The sequence below is a fragment of the Streptomyces sp. CB02414 genome (genome assembly GCF_001905385.1).
Lineage (GTDB): Bacteria > Actinomycetota > Actinomycetes > Streptomycetales > Streptomycetaceae > Streptomyces.
The window spans coordinates 366,341-385,059 of record NZ_LIPF01000005.1; the positions used below are offsets into that span (position 1 = coordinate 366,341).

The 18,719-nt window shown below is 72.4% G+C and carries 16 protein-coding genes; 8 read left to right on the top strand and 8 right to left on the bottom strand.

Translation table 11 applies throughout. The features are described from left to right. Positions 1-11 precede the first annotated feature (11 nt). The 8 genes from AMK11_RS18735 to rhaI all read right to left on the bottom strand — a co-directional run bounded on the left by AMK11_RS18735 (position 12) and on the right by rhaI (position 9,985). On the bottom strand, positions 12-1,322 hold the full coding sequence (locus AMK11_RS18735) for an ABC transporter permease (protein WP_073728542.1): 1,311 nt from the start codon (positions 1,320-1,322) through the stop codon (positions 12-14). A 3-nt stretch (positions 1,323-1,325) separates the two neighbouring features. Beyond that, positions 1,326-2,111: an ABC transporter ATP-binding protein gene (locus AMK11_RS18740; RefSeq protein ID WP_198941399.1), complete on the bottom strand. Its 786-nt coding sequence runs from the start codon at positions 2,109-2,111 to the stop codon at positions 1,326-1,328. A 118-nt stretch (positions 2,112-2,229) separates the two neighbouring features. Continuing rightward, complete coding sequence (locus AMK11_RS18745) at positions 2,230-2,862, bottom strand: LutC/YkgG family protein (RefSeq protein WP_073728546.1); 633 nt, start codon at positions 2,860-2,862, stop codon at positions 2,230-2,232. Then, a complete protein-coding gene (locus AMK11_RS18750) occupies positions 2,859-4,337 on the bottom strand; it encodes a LutB/LldF family L-lactate oxidation iron-sulfur protein (protein ID WP_073728548.1) in 1,479 nt (492 codons plus the stop codon). The genes AMK11_RS18745 and AMK11_RS18750 overlap by 4 nt, the downstream gene beginning before the upstream one ends. After that, positions 4,334-5,089, bottom strand: coding sequence for a (Fe-S)-binding protein (locus AMK11_RS18755; protein ID WP_073728550.1), 756 nt, complete (start codon positions 5,087-5,089; stop codon positions 4,334-4,336). Before AMK11_RS18755 ends, AMK11_RS18750 begins: the two co-directional genes overlap by 4 nt. Positions 5,090-5,216: 127 nt before the next feature. Continuing rightward, the gene (locus AMK11_RS18760) at positions 5,217-6,671 is read right to left on the bottom strand and encodes a rhamnulokinase (RefSeq protein WP_073728552.1); all 1,455 of its coding nucleotides are present in this window, start codon (positions 6,669-6,671) and stop codon (positions 5,217-5,219) included. Continuing rightward, positions 6,668-8,707 carry a bifunctional rhamnulose-1-phosphate aldolase/short-chain dehydrogenase gene (locus AMK11_RS18765; protein ID WP_073728554.1) on the bottom strand — a complete coding sequence of 680 codons (2,040 nt, stop codon included), beginning with the start codon at positions 8,705-8,707 and terminating at the stop codon, positions 6,668-6,670. The genes AMK11_RS18760 and AMK11_RS18765 overlap by 4 nt, the downstream gene beginning before the upstream one ends. Positions 8,708-8,824: 117 nt before the next feature. Then, on the bottom strand, positions 8,825-9,985 hold the full coding sequence (gene rhaI / locus AMK11_RS18770) for an L-rhamnose isomerase (protein ID WP_073728556.1): 1,161 nt from the start codon (positions 9,983-9,985) through the stop codon (positions 8,825-8,827). A gap of 287 nt (positions 9,986-10,272) precedes the next feature. Between rhaI and AMK11_RS18775 the strand changes: the two genes are divergently transcribed. The 8 genes from AMK11_RS18775 (at position 10,273) to AMK11_RS18810 (ending at position 18,718) form a co-directional block, all read left to right on the top strand. Beyond that, entirely contained in the window at positions 10,273-11,790 is a 1,518-nt protein-coding gene (locus AMK11_RS18775) for a sugar ABC transporter ATP-binding protein (protein ID WP_073728558.1), read from the top strand. Further along, complete coding sequence (locus AMK11_RS18780; protein WP_073728560.1) at positions 11,787-12,827, top strand: ABC transporter permease; 1,041 nt, start codon at positions 11,787-11,789, stop codon at positions 12,825-12,827. Before AMK11_RS18775 ends, AMK11_RS18780 begins: the two co-directional genes overlap by 4 nt. Beyond that, entirely contained in the window at positions 12,820-13,833 is a 1,014-nt protein-coding gene (locus tag AMK11_RS18785) for an ABC transporter permease (RefSeq protein WP_073728562.1), read from the top strand. The genes AMK11_RS18780 and AMK11_RS18785 overlap by 8 nt, the downstream gene beginning before the upstream one ends. A 25-nt stretch (positions 13,834-13,858) precedes the next feature. Further along, complete coding sequence (gene rhaS, locus AMK11_RS18790; protein WP_073728564.1) at positions 13,859-14,941, top strand: rhamnose ABC transporter substrate-binding protein; 1,083 nt, start codon at positions 13,859-13,861, stop codon at positions 14,939-14,941. A gap of 47 nt (positions 14,942-14,988) precedes the next feature. Further along, a complete protein-coding gene (locus tag AMK11_RS18795) occupies positions 14,989-15,309 on the top strand; it encodes an L-rhamnose mutarotase (RefSeq protein ID WP_073728566.1) in 321 nt (106 codons plus the stop codon). Positions 15,310-15,445: 136 nt separating this feature from the next. Next, positions 15,446-16,471, top strand: a complete 1,026-nt coding sequence (locus tag AMK11_RS18800; RefSeq protein WP_073728568.1) for a LacI family DNA-binding transcriptional regulator — start codon at positions 15,446-15,448, stop codon at positions 16,469-16,471. A gap of 141 nt (positions 16,472-16,612) precedes the next feature. Next, entirely contained in the window at positions 16,613-17,917 is a 1,305-nt protein-coding gene (locus AMK11_RS18805) for an alpha/beta fold hydrolase (protein WP_073728570.1), read from the top strand. 57 nt (positions 17,918-17,974) lie between these two features. Further along, positions 17,975-18,718 (top strand): PIG-L deacetylase family protein, encoded by a 744-nt coding sequence (locus tag AMK11_RS18810; protein WP_073728572.1) that lies wholly within the window; start codon positions 17,975-17,977, stop codon positions 18,716-18,718. Position 18,719: the final 1 nt, after the last annotated feature.

Here is an 18,719-nt window from a genome sequence, read left to right on the forward strand (position 1 = left end):
CGATGTGCCGCTCAGGCGGCTAGGGTCACCGCCCCGACCGCCGGCGTACGCAGCACCCGCCGGGCCGTCCCCAGGCTCGTCCCGAGCGTCACCGCCGCCGACACCGACACCATCGTCAGCCAGACGCCGGGGAACTGCTCCGGCAGCACCGCGTCGGTCCGCACGACCGTGAACGGCACGATCCCGGCCAACGCCGCCACCGTGCCGAAGAACGCCCCGGTCAGCGTCAGGATCAGGCTCTCGACGCCGACCACGCCCAGCACCTGGCCCGGGGTAGCCCCCGTGAGCCGCTGCTGCCCGAACTCCCGGGAGCGGTACGTCGTCGCCGCGTACAGCGAATTGACCAGCATCACGCAGACGAACACCGCGATGATGCCGACCACCGTGAGGTTGAGGGTCTCCAGGTTCTTGGCGTCGACCGACTTGACCAGCCCGGAGGCCTTCACGGCGTCGCTCTCCACCGCCTGCACGGTGACCGTCGCCGTCGACACCGCCGTGAACAGGATCAGCGACACCAGGATCCCGGCGAGGTGATCCGCCCGCTCCCGCAGGTTGCGCACGGCCAGCCAGCGGCTCGCGCCGCTCAGCGGCAACCGGTCGAGCACGCCCTTCAGCAGCCGCGGCGACAGCAGCGCGAAGCCCACCGACAGCAGGATCGCCCCGTAGGCCGGCGGCGCCATCAGCGCCTCGTCCGTCGCGGAGAACAGGAAGGTGGCACCGGCGCCGACGGCACCGGTGGCCAGCGCGGCGTACGCCAGGAACCGCTTGGCACCGGCCCGCTCCCGACCGCGCCGCGTCACCCGCCGCACCGCCCAGAACGCGGCGCCCGCCGACGCGAGCAGCGTGATGTCCACGCCGCTCAGCAGCGCGACCGGCCCGAAGGAGTACTCGACGGCTTCCGCCACCTGCCCGCTGTCCTGGAACATCTCCAGCAGCGCCCGCCCGCCGAGCATCGCCGGTCCGACGGCCAGCGCCGAGCCCACCAGGGCCACGGCCACCGCCTCACCGACCACCATCCGCTTGATCTGCGCCGGGGTAGCCCCCGAGCAGCGCAGCAGCTCCAGTTCGGCGGTGCGCTGCCGCACGTTGACCGTCAGGGTCGAGGCCACCGCGAAGAACACCAGCAGCGTCCCGTACCCACCGACGACCCCGGCCGCCGTGCCCAGCGTCTCCGAGCTGACCGGATCCACCCCGCCCTGCCCGGCCGTGTCGTGCATCGAGTTGAACATCATGATGACCGCCGCGCCGAGGAAGGCGGACAGCAGCGTCGCGAGGAACCGTCCGGGGCGTCGCCGGATCGACCGCAGGGCCAGTACGAACACCGCTCACACCCCCGCCGGCACGTCGTCGCCCAGGTGCGCCAGCCGCTCCGCGACCGCGTCCGGCGTCGGGTGGTCCATCCGCCCCGCGAGCCGTCCGTCGGCGAGGAAGACGACCGAGTCGGCGTACGAGGCGGCGACCGGGTCGTGGGTCACCATCACCACGGTCCGGTCGCGCACCCGCACCGCCTCCTGCAACAGCAGCATCACCTGTCGCGCGCTGCGCGTGTCCAGCGCGCCCGTCGGCTCGTCCGCGAAGATCACCCGGGGCTCGGTCACCAGCGCGCGGGCGATCGCCACCCGCTGCCGCTGCCCCCCGGAGAGCTGGTCGGGGCGGTGCCCGAGCCGGTCCCCGAGACCGACCGCGGCCAGGACCTCCCGCGCCCGCTTCCGGTCGACGCGGCGCCCGGCCAGCTTCAGCGGCAGCACCGTGTTCTGCGCGACGGTGAGCGTCTCCAGCAGGTTGTACTGCTGGAACACGAACCCGACCCGGCCGCGCCGGAACCTGGTCAGCTCCGCCTCGGTGCCGCCCGTCAGCTCGGTGCCGTCCACCCACACGATGCCGCTGTCCGGCCGGTCGAGCCCCGCCGCACACTGAAGCAACGTGGACTTGCCCGAACCCGACGGGCCCATCACCGCGGTGAACGTGCCACGCCCCAGGCTCAGCGTCACCCCGTCCAGCGCGGTCACCGCGTTCTCGGCGGTGCCGTAGGTCCTGGTGACCTTGACGAGGCGGAGCGCCTCGGGGGCGGGGCCCGGGTCGTGGTTGCCTCGTGCGCCGGTGCGGAACATCGTCATCACCTTCCGTGCGGCACGCCCTGTGCGGTGCCTCGCCGACGACGCTACGGAGCGCGGACCCGCGGCACACTGGGCGCAGAGCCCGTATCGGCAGGTGTACTCAGTGACACCTTCACCCCTCCACCAGCACCACCTCCAGCGTGCGCGGACCGTGCACCCCCTCGACCCGGTCCAGTTCGATGTCACTGGTCGCCGACGGACCGGAGATCCAGGTCAACGGGCGCGCGGGGTCGAGGCGTCCGAGGGCCTGGGGCACCGACGACACCACCTGCTCCGGCACCCGTACGACGCAGACGTGGTGGTCGGGGACGAGGGTGATGCGGCGGCGGCCCTGGTCGGGGGAGCCGTCCAGGACGATGGTGCCGGTCTCGGCGACGGCGACCGCGCAGCCCGTGACCACGCTGTCGACCCGGTCGAGGTCCTGCGGCGTGTTCGCCGCGCGGTCGTGGACGCGGGCCGCGTCGACCGCCTTGAGCCAGTACGGGGGCAGCTCCGGCGGAACCACGACGCTCTGCGAGCCGTGCGCCGCCAGGAGCCGCATCAGCAGCTCGGGCAACCGCTCGGCCGTGCAGCGGTGCACGATCGCCCGGTAGTCCGCCAGGTTCTCGGCGAGCAGCTCCACCGTCTCGGCGGTGCTCCGCCGTCCGTGCTCGCGCAGATAGTCCCGCACGATCGGAGCCTCGTCGGCCGGCACGTCCGCGAGGGCGCGCCGTACCCGGCCCAGAATCCGTTCCCTGCCGCTCACTTCGCCCCGTCCTTCCCACCGCGCGTGCGCTGCCACCAGTCGCGGAACGGTTCCGCGGGCACCCGGGGGAGATCGCGGGTGCCGCTCCAGGCCCGGCCCGGTCCGGGAAGCGTCCGCGGGTGCAGCCGCCTGGTCCGGGACGCCAGCCGCTGCCCGGTCCGGAGCGCGCCCGGGTGCGTGAACGCCCACTGCGCCGCCCGCATCGCGGCACGCTCGGCCGCGTGCCCCTTGGCCGGTTTGAGGACGACCCGGTTGCCCCGCCGGACGGCCGGACCGCCCTGCACCACCCGCTCCCGCAGGTGCACCAGCACCTCGGGGATGTCGATGGCGACCGGGCACACCTCGTAGCAGGCGCCGCACAGCGAGGACGCGTACGGCAGCGAGGCGTCGATCTCGCTGCCCGTGCCCCGCAGTTGCGGGCTGAGGATGGCGCCGATCGGGCCGGGATAAACCGAGCCGTAGGCGTGGCCGCCCGCCCGCTCGTACACCGGGCAGACGTTCAGGCAGGCGGAGCAGCGGATGCAGCGCAGCGCCTGGCGGCCGACCTCGTCGGCGAGGGTGTCGGTGCGGCCGTTGTCCAGCAGGACCAGGTGGAAGGTGCTGGGGCCGTCCTCGTCGGTGGTGCCGGTCCACATGGACGTGTACGGGTTCATGCGCTCGGCGGTGGAGGAGCGGGGGAGGGTCTGGAGGAAGACCTCCAGGTCCTGCCAGCTCGGCACGATCTTCTCGATGCCGACGACCGAGATCAGCGTCTCGGGCAGGGTGAGGCACATCCGTCCGTTGCCCTCGGACTCCACGACGACGAGCGTGCCGGTCTCCGCGACGACGAAGTTCGCGCCGGAGACACCGACTCTGGCCCGCAGGAACTTCTCCCGCAGGTGAAGCCGTGCCGCCTCCGCGAGTTCGGCGGGCGTGTCCGTCAGGCCCTCCGGTGCCGGGCGCCCCCACTCGCTCATCTCGGAGCGGAAGATGTCCCGGATCTCCCCGCGGTTGCGGTGGATCGCCGGAACCAGGATGTGCGACGGCCGGTCCTTGCCCAACTGCACGATCAGCTCGGCGAGATCCGTCTCGTAGGCGTGGATGCCCACCGCCTCCAGGGCCTCGTTGAGACCGATCTCCTGCGTCGCCATCGACTTGACCTTGACCACCTCCCGCTCGCCGGTCTCCTCGACCAGCCGGGCGACGATCGCGTTGGCCTCGTCCGCGTCGGCGGCCCAGTGCACGGTCCCGCCGGCCGCCGTGACCGCCTCCTCCACCTGCACCAGGTACCGGTCGAGGTGGCGCAGGGTGTGGTCCTTGATGCGCCGGCCGGCCTCGCGCAACTGCGCCCAGTCGTCCAGCTCCGCGACCGCGCGGGCCCGCTTCTCCCGGATGGTGCGGGTGGCGTGGCGCAGGTTGCCGCGCAGGGTGGTGTCGCGCACCGCCGTGCGCGCGGCCTCCGGGAAGGCCGGCATCCCCAGATACGTGCCGCTCATACGGCCACCGCCTCCTCGGTGCTCGCCAGGATCTCCGCGATGTGCACCGGCCGCATGTCCGTGCGCAGCCGCGTCATCGTGCCGCCGATGTGCATCAGGCAGGAGTTGTCGGCCGCGCACAGTACCTCCGCGCCCGTCGACTCGGCGTTGCGCACCTTGTCCGCGCCCATCGCCGCCGACACGTCCGCGTTCTTCACGGCGAAGGTGCCGCCGAAGCCGCAGCACTCCTCCGCGCCCGGCAACTCGACCAGCTCCAGCCCCTCCACCGCCTCCAGCAGCCGCCTCGGCCGGTCACCGAGTCCGAGGCCCCGCAGCCCGTGGCAGGTCGGGTGGTAGGTGACCGTGTGCGGGTAGTACGCCCCCACATCCGTCACCCCCAGCACGTCCACCAGGAACTCCGTCAGCTCGTACGTCTTCGGCACCACCGGCGCCAGCGTCGCCGCGAGGCCGTCCCCGCGCCCCTCCGCGCGCGCCCGCTCACCCATGCGCGGATACAGCTCCCGCACCATCGCCCCGCACGAGCCCGACGGCGTCACCACCGCGTCGTACTCCTCGAAGACCTCGGCGAAGTGCCGGGCCAGCGGCTCCGCCTCGTGCCGGTAACCGGTGTTGTAGTGCGCCTGGCCGCAGCAGGTCTGGCCCACCGGGAAGTCGACCTCGACACCCAGTCTGGTCAGCAGCTTGACGACGGCACGGCCGGTGTCCGGATAGAGCGTGTCGTTGACGCAGGTCAGGAACAGGGCGACACGCATCGCGGCTCCTCGTGATCGATGAAACGTGACCGATGGAACATGACCCGTGGAACGTGATCGACGGAACTTGTTGATCATCGGATGAATCGCAGGGTAGTCGGCACGGCGGGGCCGGGGGAGACCCCGTTCACCGGTCGGCGAGTCGGGCCTCGGCCGCCCGCCAGCGCGCGGTGCCGCCCCGGGGCTCGTACCGGGTCAGCGACTGGGTGCGCACCAGTAGCCGGCGCATGTCCGCGAGGTCGCCGACCAGCCCGTGGGTGCGGGCCTGCACCAGGACGTTGCCGAGCGCGGCGGCCTCGGTCGGCCCCGCCACCACGGGCAGCCCGCAGGCGTCGGCGGTCAGCTGGCACAGCAGCGCGTTGCGGGTGCCGCCGCCGACGACGTGCACGACGTCCACCGGATGCCCCGCGAGCCGCTGGGCGTCCTCGACGGCCCCGCGGTGGGCCAGCGCCAGCGAGTCGAGGATGCAGCGGGTCACCTCGGCGGGCGTCTCGGGCACCGGCTGCCCCGAGGCGCGGCACGCTTCGGCGATCCGCTCCGGCATCCGCCCCGGCGCGAGGAAAGAGGCGTCACCCGCGTCCACCACCGACCGCAGCGCCGGCACTCGCGCCGCCGCGAGCAGCAGCTCACCCAGATCCGGCTCGCCCCAGGCCCGTACGCACTCCTGGAGCAGCCACAGCCCCATGATGTTGCGCAGGTAACGGACCGTGCCGTCGAGCCCCAGTTCGTTGGTGAAGTTGGCGGCGCGGCTCTCCTCCGTCAGCACCGGCGCGGTCAGCTCCAGACCGGCCAGCGACCAGGTCCCGGTGCAGATGTACGCGAACCGCTCGCCCGAGGCCGGCACGGCGGCCACCGCGGACGCGGTGTCGTGCGAACCGACCGCCGTCACCGGCACAGGACCGGCCAGCCCCGTCTCCTCCAGCACCCGGGGCGTCAGCACACCCGCCGGATCGCCCGGTTGACGCAGCGGCGCGAAGAGCGCCAGGTCGATCCCGAGCCGGCCGGCGACGTCCTGCGACCAGTCACGGGTGCGGGGGTCGATCAGCTGGGTGGTGGACGCGTTGGTCAGCTCCGTGCCCTGCTCGCCGGTCAGCCAGTACGTCAGCAGGTCCGGGATCAGCAGCAGCCGCCGGGCCTGCGCGAACTGGGCGGTGTCCCGCGCGGCGACGAGCTGGTACAGGGTGTTGAAGGGCGCGTACTGCAACCCGGTCGCCGCGTACAGCTCCCCGGCGGGCAGCGTGGCCCACACCTTCTCCGCAACGCCCTCGGTGCGGGCGTCGCGGTAGTGCACCGGGTTGCCGAGCAGTGCCCCGTCGACGTCCAGCAGGCCGTGGTCGACGGCCCAGCTGTCCACGCCCACCGAGTCCACCGGTCCGGCCGCCCGCAGCCCGTCCAGCACACCGGCGTACAGCGCCAGGACGTCCCAGCGCAGCCCCTCCGGCGTACGGACCGGCCGGTTGGGGAAGCGGTGCGCCTCGGCCAGCTCCAGCCGGTCGGGGTCCACGCGGCCGGCCATGACGCGCCCGCTGGACGCGCCGAGGTCGACCGCGGCGTACGACCTGAGGCGCGTGCCGCCGCTCATCGCAGGAACGCGGCGGCGACGCCGGCGTCGACCGGGACGTGCAGGCCGGTGGTGTGGGTCAGGTCGCCGCCGGTCAGCGCGAACACGGCGTTGGCGACGTGCTCGGGCAGCACCTCCCGCTTCAACAGCGTCCGCTGCGCGTAGAACTCGCCCAGCTTCTCCTCCGGCACCCCGTACACGGCCGCCCGCTGGGCACCCCAGCCGCCCGCGAAGATGCCCGAACCACGCACCACACCGTCCGGGTTGACCCCGTTCACCCGGATGCCGTGCTCGCCCAGCTCGGCGGCGAGGAGGCGCACCTGGTGGGCCTGGTCGGCCTTGGTCGCGGAGTAGGCGATGTTGTTGGGGCCCGCGAAGACGGCGTTCTTGGAGGCGATGTAGACGATGTCGCCGCCCATCTCCTGCGCCGTCATGACCCGGGCCGCCTCGCGCGAGACCAGGAAGGAACCGCGGGCCATGATGTCGTGCTGGAGGTCCCAGTCCTCGGCGGAGGTCTCCAGCAGCGGCTTGGAGACGGAGACGCCCGCGTTGTTGACCACCAGGTCGACCCCGCCGAAGGCGAGCACGGCCGCCCGGAAGGTCTCGGCGATCCGCTCCTCGTCCGTCACGTCCACGGTCACGGCGACCGCCCTGTCCGGTCCGCCCAGTTCCTCGGCGACCGCCGCGGCGTTCTCGCCGTTCAAGTCGGCGACGACCACGCAGGCGCCCTCGGCGACGAGCCGCCGCGCGATCGCCTTCCCGATCCCGCTGCCCGCGCCGGTCACCAGCGCCACCCGGGTCGCCAGCGGCCTGGGCCTCGGCATCCGCTGGAGCTTGGCCTCCTCCAGCGCCCAGTACTCGATGCGGAACTTCTCCGACTCCTCGATCGGCGCGTACGCCGACACCGCCTCCGCCCCGCGCATCACGTTGACCGCGTTGACGTAGAACTCGCCGGCCACCCGGGCGGTCTGCTTGTCCTTGCCGAAGCTGAACATGCCGACACCCGGCACCAGCACGACCGCCGGATCGGCGCCGCGCATCGCGGGGGAGCCGGGCTCGGCGTGCCGCCGGTAGTAGGCGGCGTACTCCTCGCGGTAGGCGGCGTGCAGTTCCCTGAGCCGGGCGACGGTCTCGTCCAGCGGCGCGGTCGGCGGCAGGTCGAGCACCAGCGGCCGCACCTTGGTGCGCAGGAAGTGGTCGGGGCAGGAGGTGCCGAGCGCGGCGAGCCGCGGGTGCTCGGCACGGGCGAGGAAGTCCAGCACCACGTCCGCGTCGGTGAAGTGCCCCACCTGCGGCCGGTCCCGGGAGGCCAGGCCGCGGACGTACGGCGCCAGGGCCGCCGCCCGCTCCCGCCGCTCGGCCTCGGGCAGCGCCTCGTACCCGTCGACCACCGCGCCGAACGGCTCGGCCTTCCCGCGCTCGGCGAGGAAGGCCTCGGCGGTGCGGATGATGTGCAGCGAGTTGCGCTCGCACTCCTCGGAGTTGTCGCCCCAGGCGGTGATGCCGTGCCCGCCGAGCACACACCCGATCGCCCGCGGGTTGGCCTCCTTCACGGCCGCGATGTCCAGCCCCAGCTGGAAACCGGGCCGCCGCCACGGCACCCACACCACGGTGTCGCCGAAGCACTCGGCGGTCAGCTTCTCGCCGTCCGCCGCGCAGGCCAGCGCGATCCCGGAGTCGGGGTGGAGGTGGTCCACGTGCGCGGCCTCCACCAGCCCGTGCATCGCCGTGTCGATGGAGGGCGCGGCGCCGCCCTTGCCGTGCAGGCAGTAGTCGAAGGCGGCGACCATCTCGTCCTCGCGCCCGACGCCCGGGTAGACGTCCTTGAGCGCCCGCATCCGGTCCAGCCGCAGCACGGCCAGCCCCGCCTCGCTGAGCGTCCCGAGATCACCGCCGGACCCCTTGACCCACATCAGTTCCACATCACCTCCGGTGACGGGATCGGTGGCGGTTCCTTTGGCGGAGGCGTTCCCGCCGGCGTAGTTGGTGTTCCGGGGGTCGGAACCGAGCCGGTGGGAGCGGGCGAGGAGGGCGTCGGCCGAGGGGTGGCTAGCCATGTCTGACAGTCCTTTCGAACGAAGGGCGGGGGAGTGCGCCCCATCAGGGGCGCGGGGAACTGCGCGACCAGCCACAACCGGCCCGCAGCCGCGGAACAACACAAACCCGGCAGACGCCTACGCCCCCCACCCCGCCTGCCGCCCACCCACCCGCTCGGCGACGACCGTCTCCGCCCACCCGCACTCGCGATACGCGGCCATGGGATCCGGGGCGAGCCCCATCTCCTCCCGCACCTCACGAAGAAGCGGACGCACGTCCGAGTCGTACGCGTCCATCACCACCGCGTTGGCGCCCAGCACATCCCCCGAAGCCTGCGCAGCAGCCAGCGCGTCCGCGTCGACCAGCAACGCCTTGGCCGTAGCCTCCTGAACGTTCATCACCGACCGGATGATCGCCGGAACCTTCGCCTCGATGTTGTGGCACTGATCCAGCATGAACGCCACGTCGGAGGTGAACCCGCCCCCGCGCACCACCTCGTACATGATCCGGAACAGCTGGAACGGATCGGCCGCCCCCACCATCAGGTCGTCGTCCGCGTAGAAGCGCGAGTTGAAGTCGAACCCGCCGAGCTTTCCCTCCCGCAGCAGCGTCGCCACGATGAACTCGATGTTCGTGCCCGGCGCGTGGTGCCCGGTGTCGACGACGACCTGCGCCTTCTCGCCCAGCCGGAGGCAGTGCGCATAGGCCGTGCCCCAGTCCGGCACGTCCGTCGTGTAGAACGCCGGCTCGAAGAGCTTGTACTCCAGCAGCATCCGCTGCCCCTCGCCCAGCCGCTCGTACACCTCGGCCAGCCCCTCGGCCAGCCGGTCCTGCCGGGAGCGCACGTCGTCCTGCCCGGGATAGTTCGTACCGTCGGCGAACCACAGCTTCAGGTCCCGGGACCCGGTGGCGTCCATGATGTCGACGCACTCCAGCAGGTGGCCGACGGCCTTCTTGCGCACCGCCGCGTCGGGGTGGCAGACGCTGCCGAGCCGGTAGTCGTCGTCCTGGAAGGTGTTGGAGTTGATCGCGCCGATCCGCAGGCCCCGCGCCCTCGCGTGCTCGGCCAGCGCCGAGTAGTCCTCGACCTTGTCCCACGGGATGTGCAGGGCGACGGTCGGGGCCACGCCCGTGAACTCGTGCACCTTCGCCGCGTCGTCCAGTTTCTCGAACGGGTCGCGCGGCACGCCCGCCTGGGCGAACACCTTGAACCGGGTGCCGGAGTTCCCGTACGCCCACGACGGCGTCTCGACAGCCTGGGTCCTGAGCGCGGCCTTCACCGCGGCGAGCTCGGTCACTTCGGCGCTCCTGTGACATCGGGTCGCGGCCGGTCCCGTGACCGACTCTGCGCACGACCATGTGTGAAACGATTCAGAACGTGAAGCTATGAGTCGCCCGAAGGGGTGTCAACCCTTCTGCTCACACCCGCTTTCCGTGATAAGGGCGTGACCTTCGGCTGTCGAAAGATTTTCGATCCGGACCCATTGACGCGACATGCCCTGCCTGCCTAACGTCCCGGCAACCTAGTTGAAACCTTTCACGACGCCGTGAGGGCCGTCCCGCCCGGCGTCGTCGAGGAGCCCCCATGACCCACCCGTCCGACATGGGTACGGCCCCGGTTCTGGCGCTCAGGGACGTCTCCAAGTCCTTCGGCGCGGTCCGCGCCCTGCGGGACGTCTCCCTGGAACTGTTCCCCGGCGAGGTGCACGCCCTGGCCGGTGAGAACGGCGCCGGCAAGTCGACCCTCATCAAGACGGTCGCCGGAGTGCACCGGCCGGACGCCGGCCAGGTGCTGCTCGACGGCGAGCCGGTCGTCTTCCACGGCCCCGGCGACGCCCGCGACGTCGGCATCGCCGTGATCTACCAGGAGCCGACCCTCTTCCCCGACCTGTCGATCGCCGAGAACATCTTCATGGGCCGGCAGCCCCGGCGCGCCCTCGGCCGTATCGACCACCGGGCGACCCGGGACGCCACCGCCGGGCTCATGCGACGCCTCGGCGTCGGACTCGACCCCGACCGCCCCGCGCGCGGCCTGTCCATCGCGGACCAGCAGATCGTGGAGATCGCCAAGGCGCTCTCCTTCGACGCCCGCGTACTGATCATGGACGAGCCGACCGCCGCGCTCACCGGCAGCGAGGTCGCCCGGCTCTTCGGCGTCGTGCGCACCCTGCGCGAGCAGGGCGCCGCCGTGCTCTTCATCTCCCACCGGCTGGAGGAGATCTTCCGGATCTGCGTGCGCGTCACCACCCTGCGGGACGGCGCCCGGGTCGCCACCGAGCCGCTGGCCGGCATGACCGAGGACGACCTGGTCCGCCGCATGGTCGGCCGCGACCTCGACGAGCTCTACCCCAAGCAGGAGGTCAGCCCCGGCGAGGTCGCCCTCAGCGTGCGCCGCCTGACCCGGGAGGGTGTCTTCACCGACGTCTCCTTCGAGGTGCGGCGCGGCGAGATCGTCGGCCTCGCCGGACTGGTCGGCGCCGGGCGCACCGAGGTCGCCCGCGCCGTGTTCGGCGTGGACCGCTGGGACGCCGGCGAGGTCACCGTCGACGGCAGGCCCCTGGCCAACGGCGCCCCGTCCACCGCGATGGCGGCGGGCCTCGCCCTGGTCCCGGAGGACCGGCGCGCCCAGGGGCTGGTGATGGACATGTCCATCGAGCGCAACATCGGCCTCACCGGGCTGCGCACGACCGTGCGGGCCGGGCTGATGGACCGGGGCGCCGAGCGCAGCCGCTCGCTCGACTGGGCGGTCAGGCTCCAGGTCAAGTACGCCCGCGTCGCCGACGCCGTGGCCACGCTCTCCGGAGGCAACCAGCAGAAGGTCGTCCTCGCCAAGTGGCTGGCCACCGGTCCCAAGGTGCTGATCGTCGACGAGCCGACCCGCGGCATCGATGTCGGCACCAAGGCCGAGGTGCACCGGCTGCTGGGCGGACTCGCCGCCGACGGCGTGGCCGTCCTGATGATCTCATCCGACCTGCCCGAGGTCCTCGGCATGGCCGACCGCGTCCTGGTGATGCACGAGGGCCGGCTGACCGCGGAGATCGCCCGCACCGACGCGACCGAGGAGACCGTGATGGCCGCAGCCACGGGGAGGACCGCCGCATGACGGTCACCGCACCCGGCCAGGCTCCCCGCACCGATGTGCCCGCGGCCGGCGCCACCCGGCTCGTCGACCGCGTCTTCAGGATGCGCGAACTCGCCATCCTCCTCGTCTTCCTGGTGATGATCGCCGTCACCCAGGCCGGCAACAGCGCGTTCCTGTCCGAGCAGGGCATCAAGGACCTGCTGCTGAACGCGACCATCCTGGTCCTGGTCGCCACCGGCCAGTCCCTGGTCGTCATCACCCGCAACGTCGACCTGTCCGTCGGCTCCACCCTCGGCATCAGCGCCTTCGCCGCCGGCACCCACCTCCAGGGCGGCGGCAGCTCCGCCGTGGCCGTGCTCCTCGCGGTGCTCATGGGCGTCGGCTTCGGCCTGCTCAACGGGCTGCTGGTCAGCCTCGGCCAGGTCCCCGCCCTGGTTGTCACCCTCGGCACCCTCTACATCATCCGCGGCATCGACTCCATCTGGGTCGGCTCCCGCCAGATCACCGCGGCCGACCTGCCCGCCGGCTTCGTCGACTTCGGCTCCGGTGGAATCTCCGCCGTGCCGTGGCCGGCCCTCATCGCCCTCGCGGTGCTCGTCGCCACCGCGTACTACCTGAAGCACTTCGGCAGCGGACGCGAGCTGTACGCGCTCGGCTCCAACCCGGAGGCCGCCCGGCTGGCCGGCATCCCGGTCCGCAAGCGCGTCCTCACCGCCTACACCTTCTGCGGCGCTCTCGCCGGACTCGCCGGCGCCCTCTACCTGGCCCGGTTCGGCAACGTCGACTCCGGCACCGGCAACGGCTACGAACTGACCGTCGTCAGCGCCGTCGTGGTCGGCGGCGTCGTCTTCACCGGCGGCTCCGGCAGCGTCTACGGCGCCGCCCTCGGCGCGCTCCTGCTCACCTCGGTCAACAGCGTGCTGCCCGCCCTCGGCGTCAGCTCCGTGTGGGTGCTGGCCATCAACGGCATCCTGCTCATCCTCGCCATCGCCGTCGACCGGATCGTCGCGCTCCGCGTGGCCGACGCCCTGAAGAAGAGGAACGCCCGCCATGGCTGACCGCTCCCTGACGCGCGCCGTCCGCTGGGACACGGTGGTGGGCGCCCTCCTCCTCGTCGTCCTGCTGCTCTCCTTCGGCTTCGTCGACGGCTTCGGCAACGCCCTCAACCTGTCCTTCCTCATCGGCAACACCCTGCCCATCGCGCTCATCGCCCTGCCGATGACGCTGCTCGTCGTCTCCGGCGAGATCGACCTGTCGGTCGCCTCCACCGCGGGCCTGTCCGGAGCGGTGATGGGCGCCCTGTGGAACCAGGGCATGGCCATCGAGGCGATCATCCCGGTCTGCCTGCTCCTCGGCGTCGTCTGCGGCCTGGTCAACGGGCTGCTGGTCACCCGGCTCGGCCTGCCCTCCCTCGCCGTCACCATCGGCACCCTGGCGGCCTACCGCGGCATCGCGCAGATCGTGCTCGGCTCGGACGCGGTGACCGACTTCCCCTCCCAGTACCTGGACTTCGCGGCCGGACGCATCGACGGCACCTTCGTCCCGTACGCCTTCCTCCCCTTCCTCGTACTGCTCGTCATCGCAGTGGTCGCCCTGCACGCCATGCCGTTCGGACGGTCGCTCTTCGCCATCGGCGCCAGTGAGGAGGCGGCCCGGTTCGCCGGCATCCGGGTCAGGCGGCAGAAGCTGATCCTTTTCACCCTCACCGGCCTGATGTCCGCCCTCACCGGCGTCTTCTGGGCCCTGCACTACGCCAGCGCCCGCTACGACAACGCCACCGGCCTCGAACTCTCCGTCGTCGCCGCCGTACTGCTGGGCGGCATCGACTTCGACGGCGGCAAGGGGACGCTCGGCGGCGCCATCGCCGGGGTGTTCCTGCTCGGGGCCCTGCAGAACGTGATGAGCCTGAAGGACGTCTCCGCACAGTCGCAGATCGTCGTCACCGGCGTCCTGCTCGTGCTCTCCGTGCTCGGCCCACGGGTCGCACGGCAGATCTCCGCCGCGCGGGCCGGACGCAGAGCGGCGACGACGCCCGTGCGGAAGACACCCGCGCCCACCCCGTAGCCCCACCCCCGTAAGGAACCCGACCATGCGCAAGCAGTCCCTGAGCCGCACCTGCGCGGCCCTCGCCGCCGTCACCTCCCTCGCCCTGGCCGCCACCGCCTGCGGCGGCACCACCAAGGAGGACGTCGAGAACGAAGACGCCTCCGCCGCCACCGCCGGCAAGGCCGACCCGGACGCCCCCACGAAGAAGGGCCTGACCGTCGGCTTCCTGCCCAAGCAGGTCAACAACCCGTACTTCACCGTCGCCGACAAGGGCGGCGAGAAGGCCCTGAAGGAACTGGGCTCCGGCTACAAGGAGGTCGGCCCCTCCAGCGGCACCGACACCGCCGGCCAGGTCTCCTACGTCAACACGCTCACCCAGCAGCAGGTCGACGCCATGGCCGTCTCCGCACAGGACCCGGGCGCCCTGTGCACCGCCCTCAAGCAGGCCATGAAGAACGGCATCAAGGTCGTCACCTACGACTCCGACACCAATCCGGAGTGCCGCAACGCCTTCGTCTCCCAGGCGTCCGCCGAGGACCTCGGCCGCACCCAGGTGCGGTTGCTCGCCGAGCAGATCGGCAACAAGGGCGAGATCGCGATCCTCTCCGCCGCGCAGACCGCGACGAACCAGAACGCCTGGATCGAGATCATGAAGGACGAGCTGAAGGACCCGAAGTACAAGGACGTCGAGCTGGTCGAGGTCGCCTACGGCGACGACGACGCCCAGAAGTCCTTCCAGCAGACCCAGGGCCTGCTCCAGGAGTACCCCGACCTGAAGGGGATCATCTCCCCGACCACCGTCGGCATCAAGGCCGCCGCCCAGTACCTGTCCGGCTCCAAGTACAAGGGCAAGGTCAAGCTGACCGGCCTCGGCACCCCCAACGACATGCGCAAGTACGTCAAGAACGGCACCGTCGAGGCGTTCGAGCTCTGGGACCCGGCGAGGCTCGGCGAACTCGCCGCGCGCACCGCCGTCGCCCTGGTCTCCGGGCAGATCACCGGCAAGGAGGGGGAGACCTTCCAGGCCGGTGCGATGGGCGAGTACACCATCGGTGCGGACGGCGTGATCAACCTCGGCGAGCCGACCGTGTTCAACGCCGGGAACATCGACCAGTACGACTTCTGACCCGCACCTTCTTCCGACCACACGTTGCGACCCGAGGGCGGTACTTCATGCGGCGCGTCTGTTTCCTGCTCAAGGTCCGACAGGACCGCGTCGCGGAGTACCGCGAACGCCACGCCGCGGTGTGGCCCGAGATGTGCGAGGCACTGAGGGCCACCGGCTGGCACAACTACTCGCTCTTCCTGCGCGACGACGGCCTGCTCGTCGGCTACCTGGAGACCGAGGACTTCGCCGCCGCCCGGGCCGGCATGGAGGCCACCGAGGTCAACGCCCGCTGGCAGGCCGAGATGGGCCCGCTCTTCGAGTCCCTCGACGGGGCCCGTCCCGACGAGGCGATGAAACCGCTCACCGAGGTGTTCCACCTCGCCTGACGCCCGGCTTCGGCCAGGAGCCGCCCGTCCGGACGGCGGAGGTCTTCCGAGGACGGCGCGGGTAATGTGAAGGTCATCCGGCCGCCCGCGTCCCTGGGTGCGTTTCCCCCGGCCCGACCCTGGAGGTCCCTGCTCGATGGCCCATTCGGTGGGTATCAAGGACGTCGCCCGCGCCGCCGGAGTATCCGTGGGCACGGTCTCCAACGTCATCAACCGCCCCGACACCGTCGCGACCGAGACCCGCGCGCGCGTGCTGTCCGCGATCGACCGGCTCGGCTACGTCCGCAGCGAGTCCGCCCGCCAGCTGCGGGCGGGCCGCAGCCGGATCATGGGGCTGCTCGTCCTGGACATGGGCAACCCGTTCTTCGTCGACGTAGCGCGCGGCGCCGAGCGGGCCGCCCGCGACGCCGGGCTCGGCGTGATGGTCTGCAACAGCGCCCAGAACCCGGGGGAGGAGGCCGAGTACCTCTCGCTCTTCGCGGAGCAGCGGGTGCGGGGCGTCCTGCTCACCCCGGCCGACGCCACCGGCCGCAACATCGAGGGCTTCCGGCGCCACAACATCCCCTTCGTGCTGGTCGACCGGGTCGCCGAGGGCACCACCGAGTGCTCGGTCTCCGTGGACGACGTCGCGGGCGGCGCGCTCGCGGTGCGTCACCTGGTGGACGCCGGCCACCGCTCCGTGGCGTACGTCAGCGGACCGCCCGGCCTCAACCAGGTCCGCGACCGGCGCACCGGCGCCCTGGCCGCCCTCGCCGAGGCCGGCCTCGGGCCCGGCGCCCTGCGCGAGCTTCCCACCGAACGCCTCGACGTCGCCGCCGGCCGGGACGCCGGCGCCCGCCTGCTCGGCCTCGCCGACCGGCCCACCGCCGTCTTCTGCGCCAACGACCTGCTCGCCCTCGGCGTCCTCCAGGCCCTGTACGCCGCGGGCGTCGGCGTCCCCGACGACCTGGCGATCGTCGGCTACGACGACATCGAGTTCGCCGCCGCCGCGGCCGTCCCGCTCACCTCCGTGCGCCAGCCCGCCGTGACCATGGGCGCCATGGCCGCCGAACTGCTCCTGGAGGAGACGGAGCTGGCGGGTACGGACCGCACCCACGCGCACCGCCGTGTGGTGCTCCAGCCGGAACTGGTCGTGCGGCGCTCCAGTCTCGCCGCCCGCTGACCGTCGCCACTGACCGTCCGTTCAGCACGAATGCCGGTCCCGGGGGTCGGGCCCCGCAAGGACGTGTGCTGAACTGGGACACGGCCGAAAGATCCGTTCGTACGGTCCGACCGTGCGATCCGTCCGTCCCGGGAGCCCCCGTTGAGCGTCAGCTACCGCCAGCCCGGCGTCGTCCTCACCGACCGCCGATTCACCGTGCCCCTCGACCACGCCGACCCCGGCGGGGAGACGATCGAGCTGTACGCCCGCGAGGCCGTGGCGAGCGACAAGGCGCACCGGGCCGACCTGCCGTGGCTGGTGTACCTCCAGGGCGGTCCCGGCTTCGGGGCGAACCGTTTCATCGGCCGTCCCGCCTGGCTCGGCCGCGCCCTGAAGGAGTACCGCGTCCTCCTCCTCGACCAGCGCGGCACCGGCGCCTCCACCCCGGCCAACCGCCAGACGCTCCCGCTGCGCGGCGGCCCCGCCGAGCAGGCCGACTACCTCACCCACTTCCGCGCCGACGCCATCGTCCGCGACTGCGAGACCATCCGCCCGCAGATCACCGGCGGCGCCCCCTGGACCGTCCTCGGCCAGAGCTTCGGCGGCTTCTGCACCGTCGCCTACCTGTCGCTCGCCCCCGAGGGCCTGAGCACCGCCCTGATCACCGGCGGCCTGCCCTCCCTCGACGCCCACGCCGACGACGTCTACCGGGCCGCCTACCCCCGCATCGAGCGCAAGGTCGCCGCGCACTACGCCCGCTACCCCCAGGACGTCGAGCGGGCCCGCCGCATCGCCGACCACCTGCTCACCCACGAGGTCGTGCTGCCGAACGGCTACCGGCTCACCGTGGAGGCCTTCCAGTCCCTCGGCATCCTCCTCGGCGGCAGCGAGGGCAGCCACCGCCTGCACTTCCTCCTGGAGGACGCCTTCGTCCGCACCCCGCGCGGACACGAGCTGTCCGACGCCTTCCAGGAGGAGGCGCAGTCCCTGCTCTCGTACGCGGGCCACCCGCTGTACGCCCTCGTCCACGAGGCCATCTACGGCCAGGACGCGCGCCCCACGAACTGGTCGGCCGAGCGCGTCCGCGCCGAGTTCCCGCGGTTCGACGCCGCCAAGGCCCTCGCGGGCGACGAACCGCTGCTGTTCACCGGCGAGTCGGTCCACCCCTGGATGTTCGACTGCGACCCGGCGCTGCGCCCGCTGCGCGAGACCGCGGAACTGCTCGCCGCCCGCACCGACTGGACCCCGCTCTACGACCCCGCCCGCCTCGCCGCCAACGAGGTGCCGGCCGCCGCGGCCGTCTACCACGACGACATGTACGTCGACACCGCCCACGCGCTGACCACCGCCCGCGCGATCCGCGGCCTGCGCACCTGGGTCACCGACGAGTTCGAGCACGACGGGGTCCGGGCCGGCGGTCCCCGCGTCCTGGACCGGCTGCTCGCCCTCGCCCGCGACGAGGCCTGAACGGCGACGCGTTCGAATTCCGGGTGGGATGCCGGCGGCACGGGTTAGTGTGCGGGCATGACGGAGCCGACGAGCACGCGACTGGAGCCCATGCCCGGCGACTGGCGGCGCGCCCTGGCCGTCGTCGCCCACCCGGACGACCTGGAGTACGGCTGCTCGGCGGCGATCGCGGCCTGGACCGACGAGGGCCGCGAGGTCGCCTACGTCCTCGCGACCCGGGGCGAGGCGGGCATCGACACCCTGGCGCCCGCCGAGTGCGGCCCGCTGCGGGAGCGCGAGCAGCGGGCGAGCGCGGCCGTCGTCGGGGTGAGCGAGGTGGAGTTCCTCGGTCACCGGGACGGCGTGATCGAGTACGGCACCGCGCTGCGGCGGGACATCGCCGCGGCCATCCGCCGGCACCGTCCCGAGCTGGTCATCACCCTCAACCACCGCGACACCTGGGGCGGCGTCGCCTGGAACACTCCGGACCACGTGGCCGTCGGGCGCGCCACCCTCGACGCGGCGGGCGACGCGGGCAACCGGTGGATCTTCCCGGAGCTGACCGAGCGGGGGCTCGAACCCTGGGACGGCGTGCGCTGGGTCGCGGTCGCCGGTTCCTCCTCGCCCACGCACGCCGTGGACGCCACCCCGGGACTGGAGCGCGCGGTCCGTTCCCTCCTGGAACACCGCACCTACATCGAGGCGCTGACCGACGAGGACCCGGAGACGTACGTGCGCGGCTTCCTGGTCGGTTTCGCCCAGTCCGCGGGGGAGCGGTTCGGCGGCAAGCCCGCGGTGACCTTCGAAGTCTTCGGCCGGTAGC

Coding starts and splice junctions, on each gene's coding strand:
- AMK11_RS18740 (WP_198941399.1), bottom strand. CDS start 2,111: ATGTTCCGCACCGGCGCACGAGGCAACCACGACCCGGGCCCCGCCCCC.
- AMK11_RS18750 (WP_073728548.1), bottom strand. CDS start 4,337: ATGAGCGGCACGTATCTGGGGATGCCGGCCTTCCCGGAGGCCGCGCGC.
- AMK11_RS18755 (WP_073728550.1), bottom strand. CDS start 5,089: ATGCGTGTCGCCCTGTTCCTGACCTGCGTCAACGACACGCTCTATCCG.
- AMK11_RS18760 (WP_073728552.1), bottom strand. CDS start 6,671: ATGAGCGGCGGCACGCGCCTCAGGTCGTACGCCGCGGTCGACCTCGGC.
- AMK11_RS18765 (WP_073728554.1), bottom strand. CDS start 8,707: ATGGCTAGCCACCCCTCGGCCGACGCCCTCCTCGCCCGCTCCCACCGG.
- AMK11_RS18775 (WP_073728558.1), top strand. CDS start 10,273: ATGACCCACCCGTCCGACATGGGTACGGCCCCGGTTCTGGCGCTCAGG.
- AMK11_RS18780 (WP_073728560.1), top strand. CDS start 11,787: ATGACGGTCACCGCACCCGGCCAGGCTCCCCGCACCGATGTGCCCGCG.
- AMK11_RS18785 (WP_073728562.1), top strand. CDS start 12,820: ATGGCTGACCGCTCCCTGACGCGCGCCGTCCGCTGGGACACGGTGGTG.
- rhaS (WP_073728564.1), top strand. CDS start 13,859: ATGCGCAAGCAGTCCCTGAGCCGCACCTGCGCGGCCCTCGCCGCCGTC.
- AMK11_RS18795 (WP_073728566.1), top strand. CDS start 14,989: ATGCGGCGCGTCTGTTTCCTGCTCAAGGTCCGACAGGACCGCGTCGCG.
- AMK11_RS18800 (WP_073728568.1), top strand. CDS start 15,446: ATGGCCCATTCGGTGGGTATCAAGGACGTCGCCCGCGCCGCCGGAGTA.
- AMK11_RS18810 (WP_073728572.1), top strand. CDS start 17,975: ATGACGGAGCCGACGAGCACGCGACTGGAGCCCATGCCCGGCGACTGG.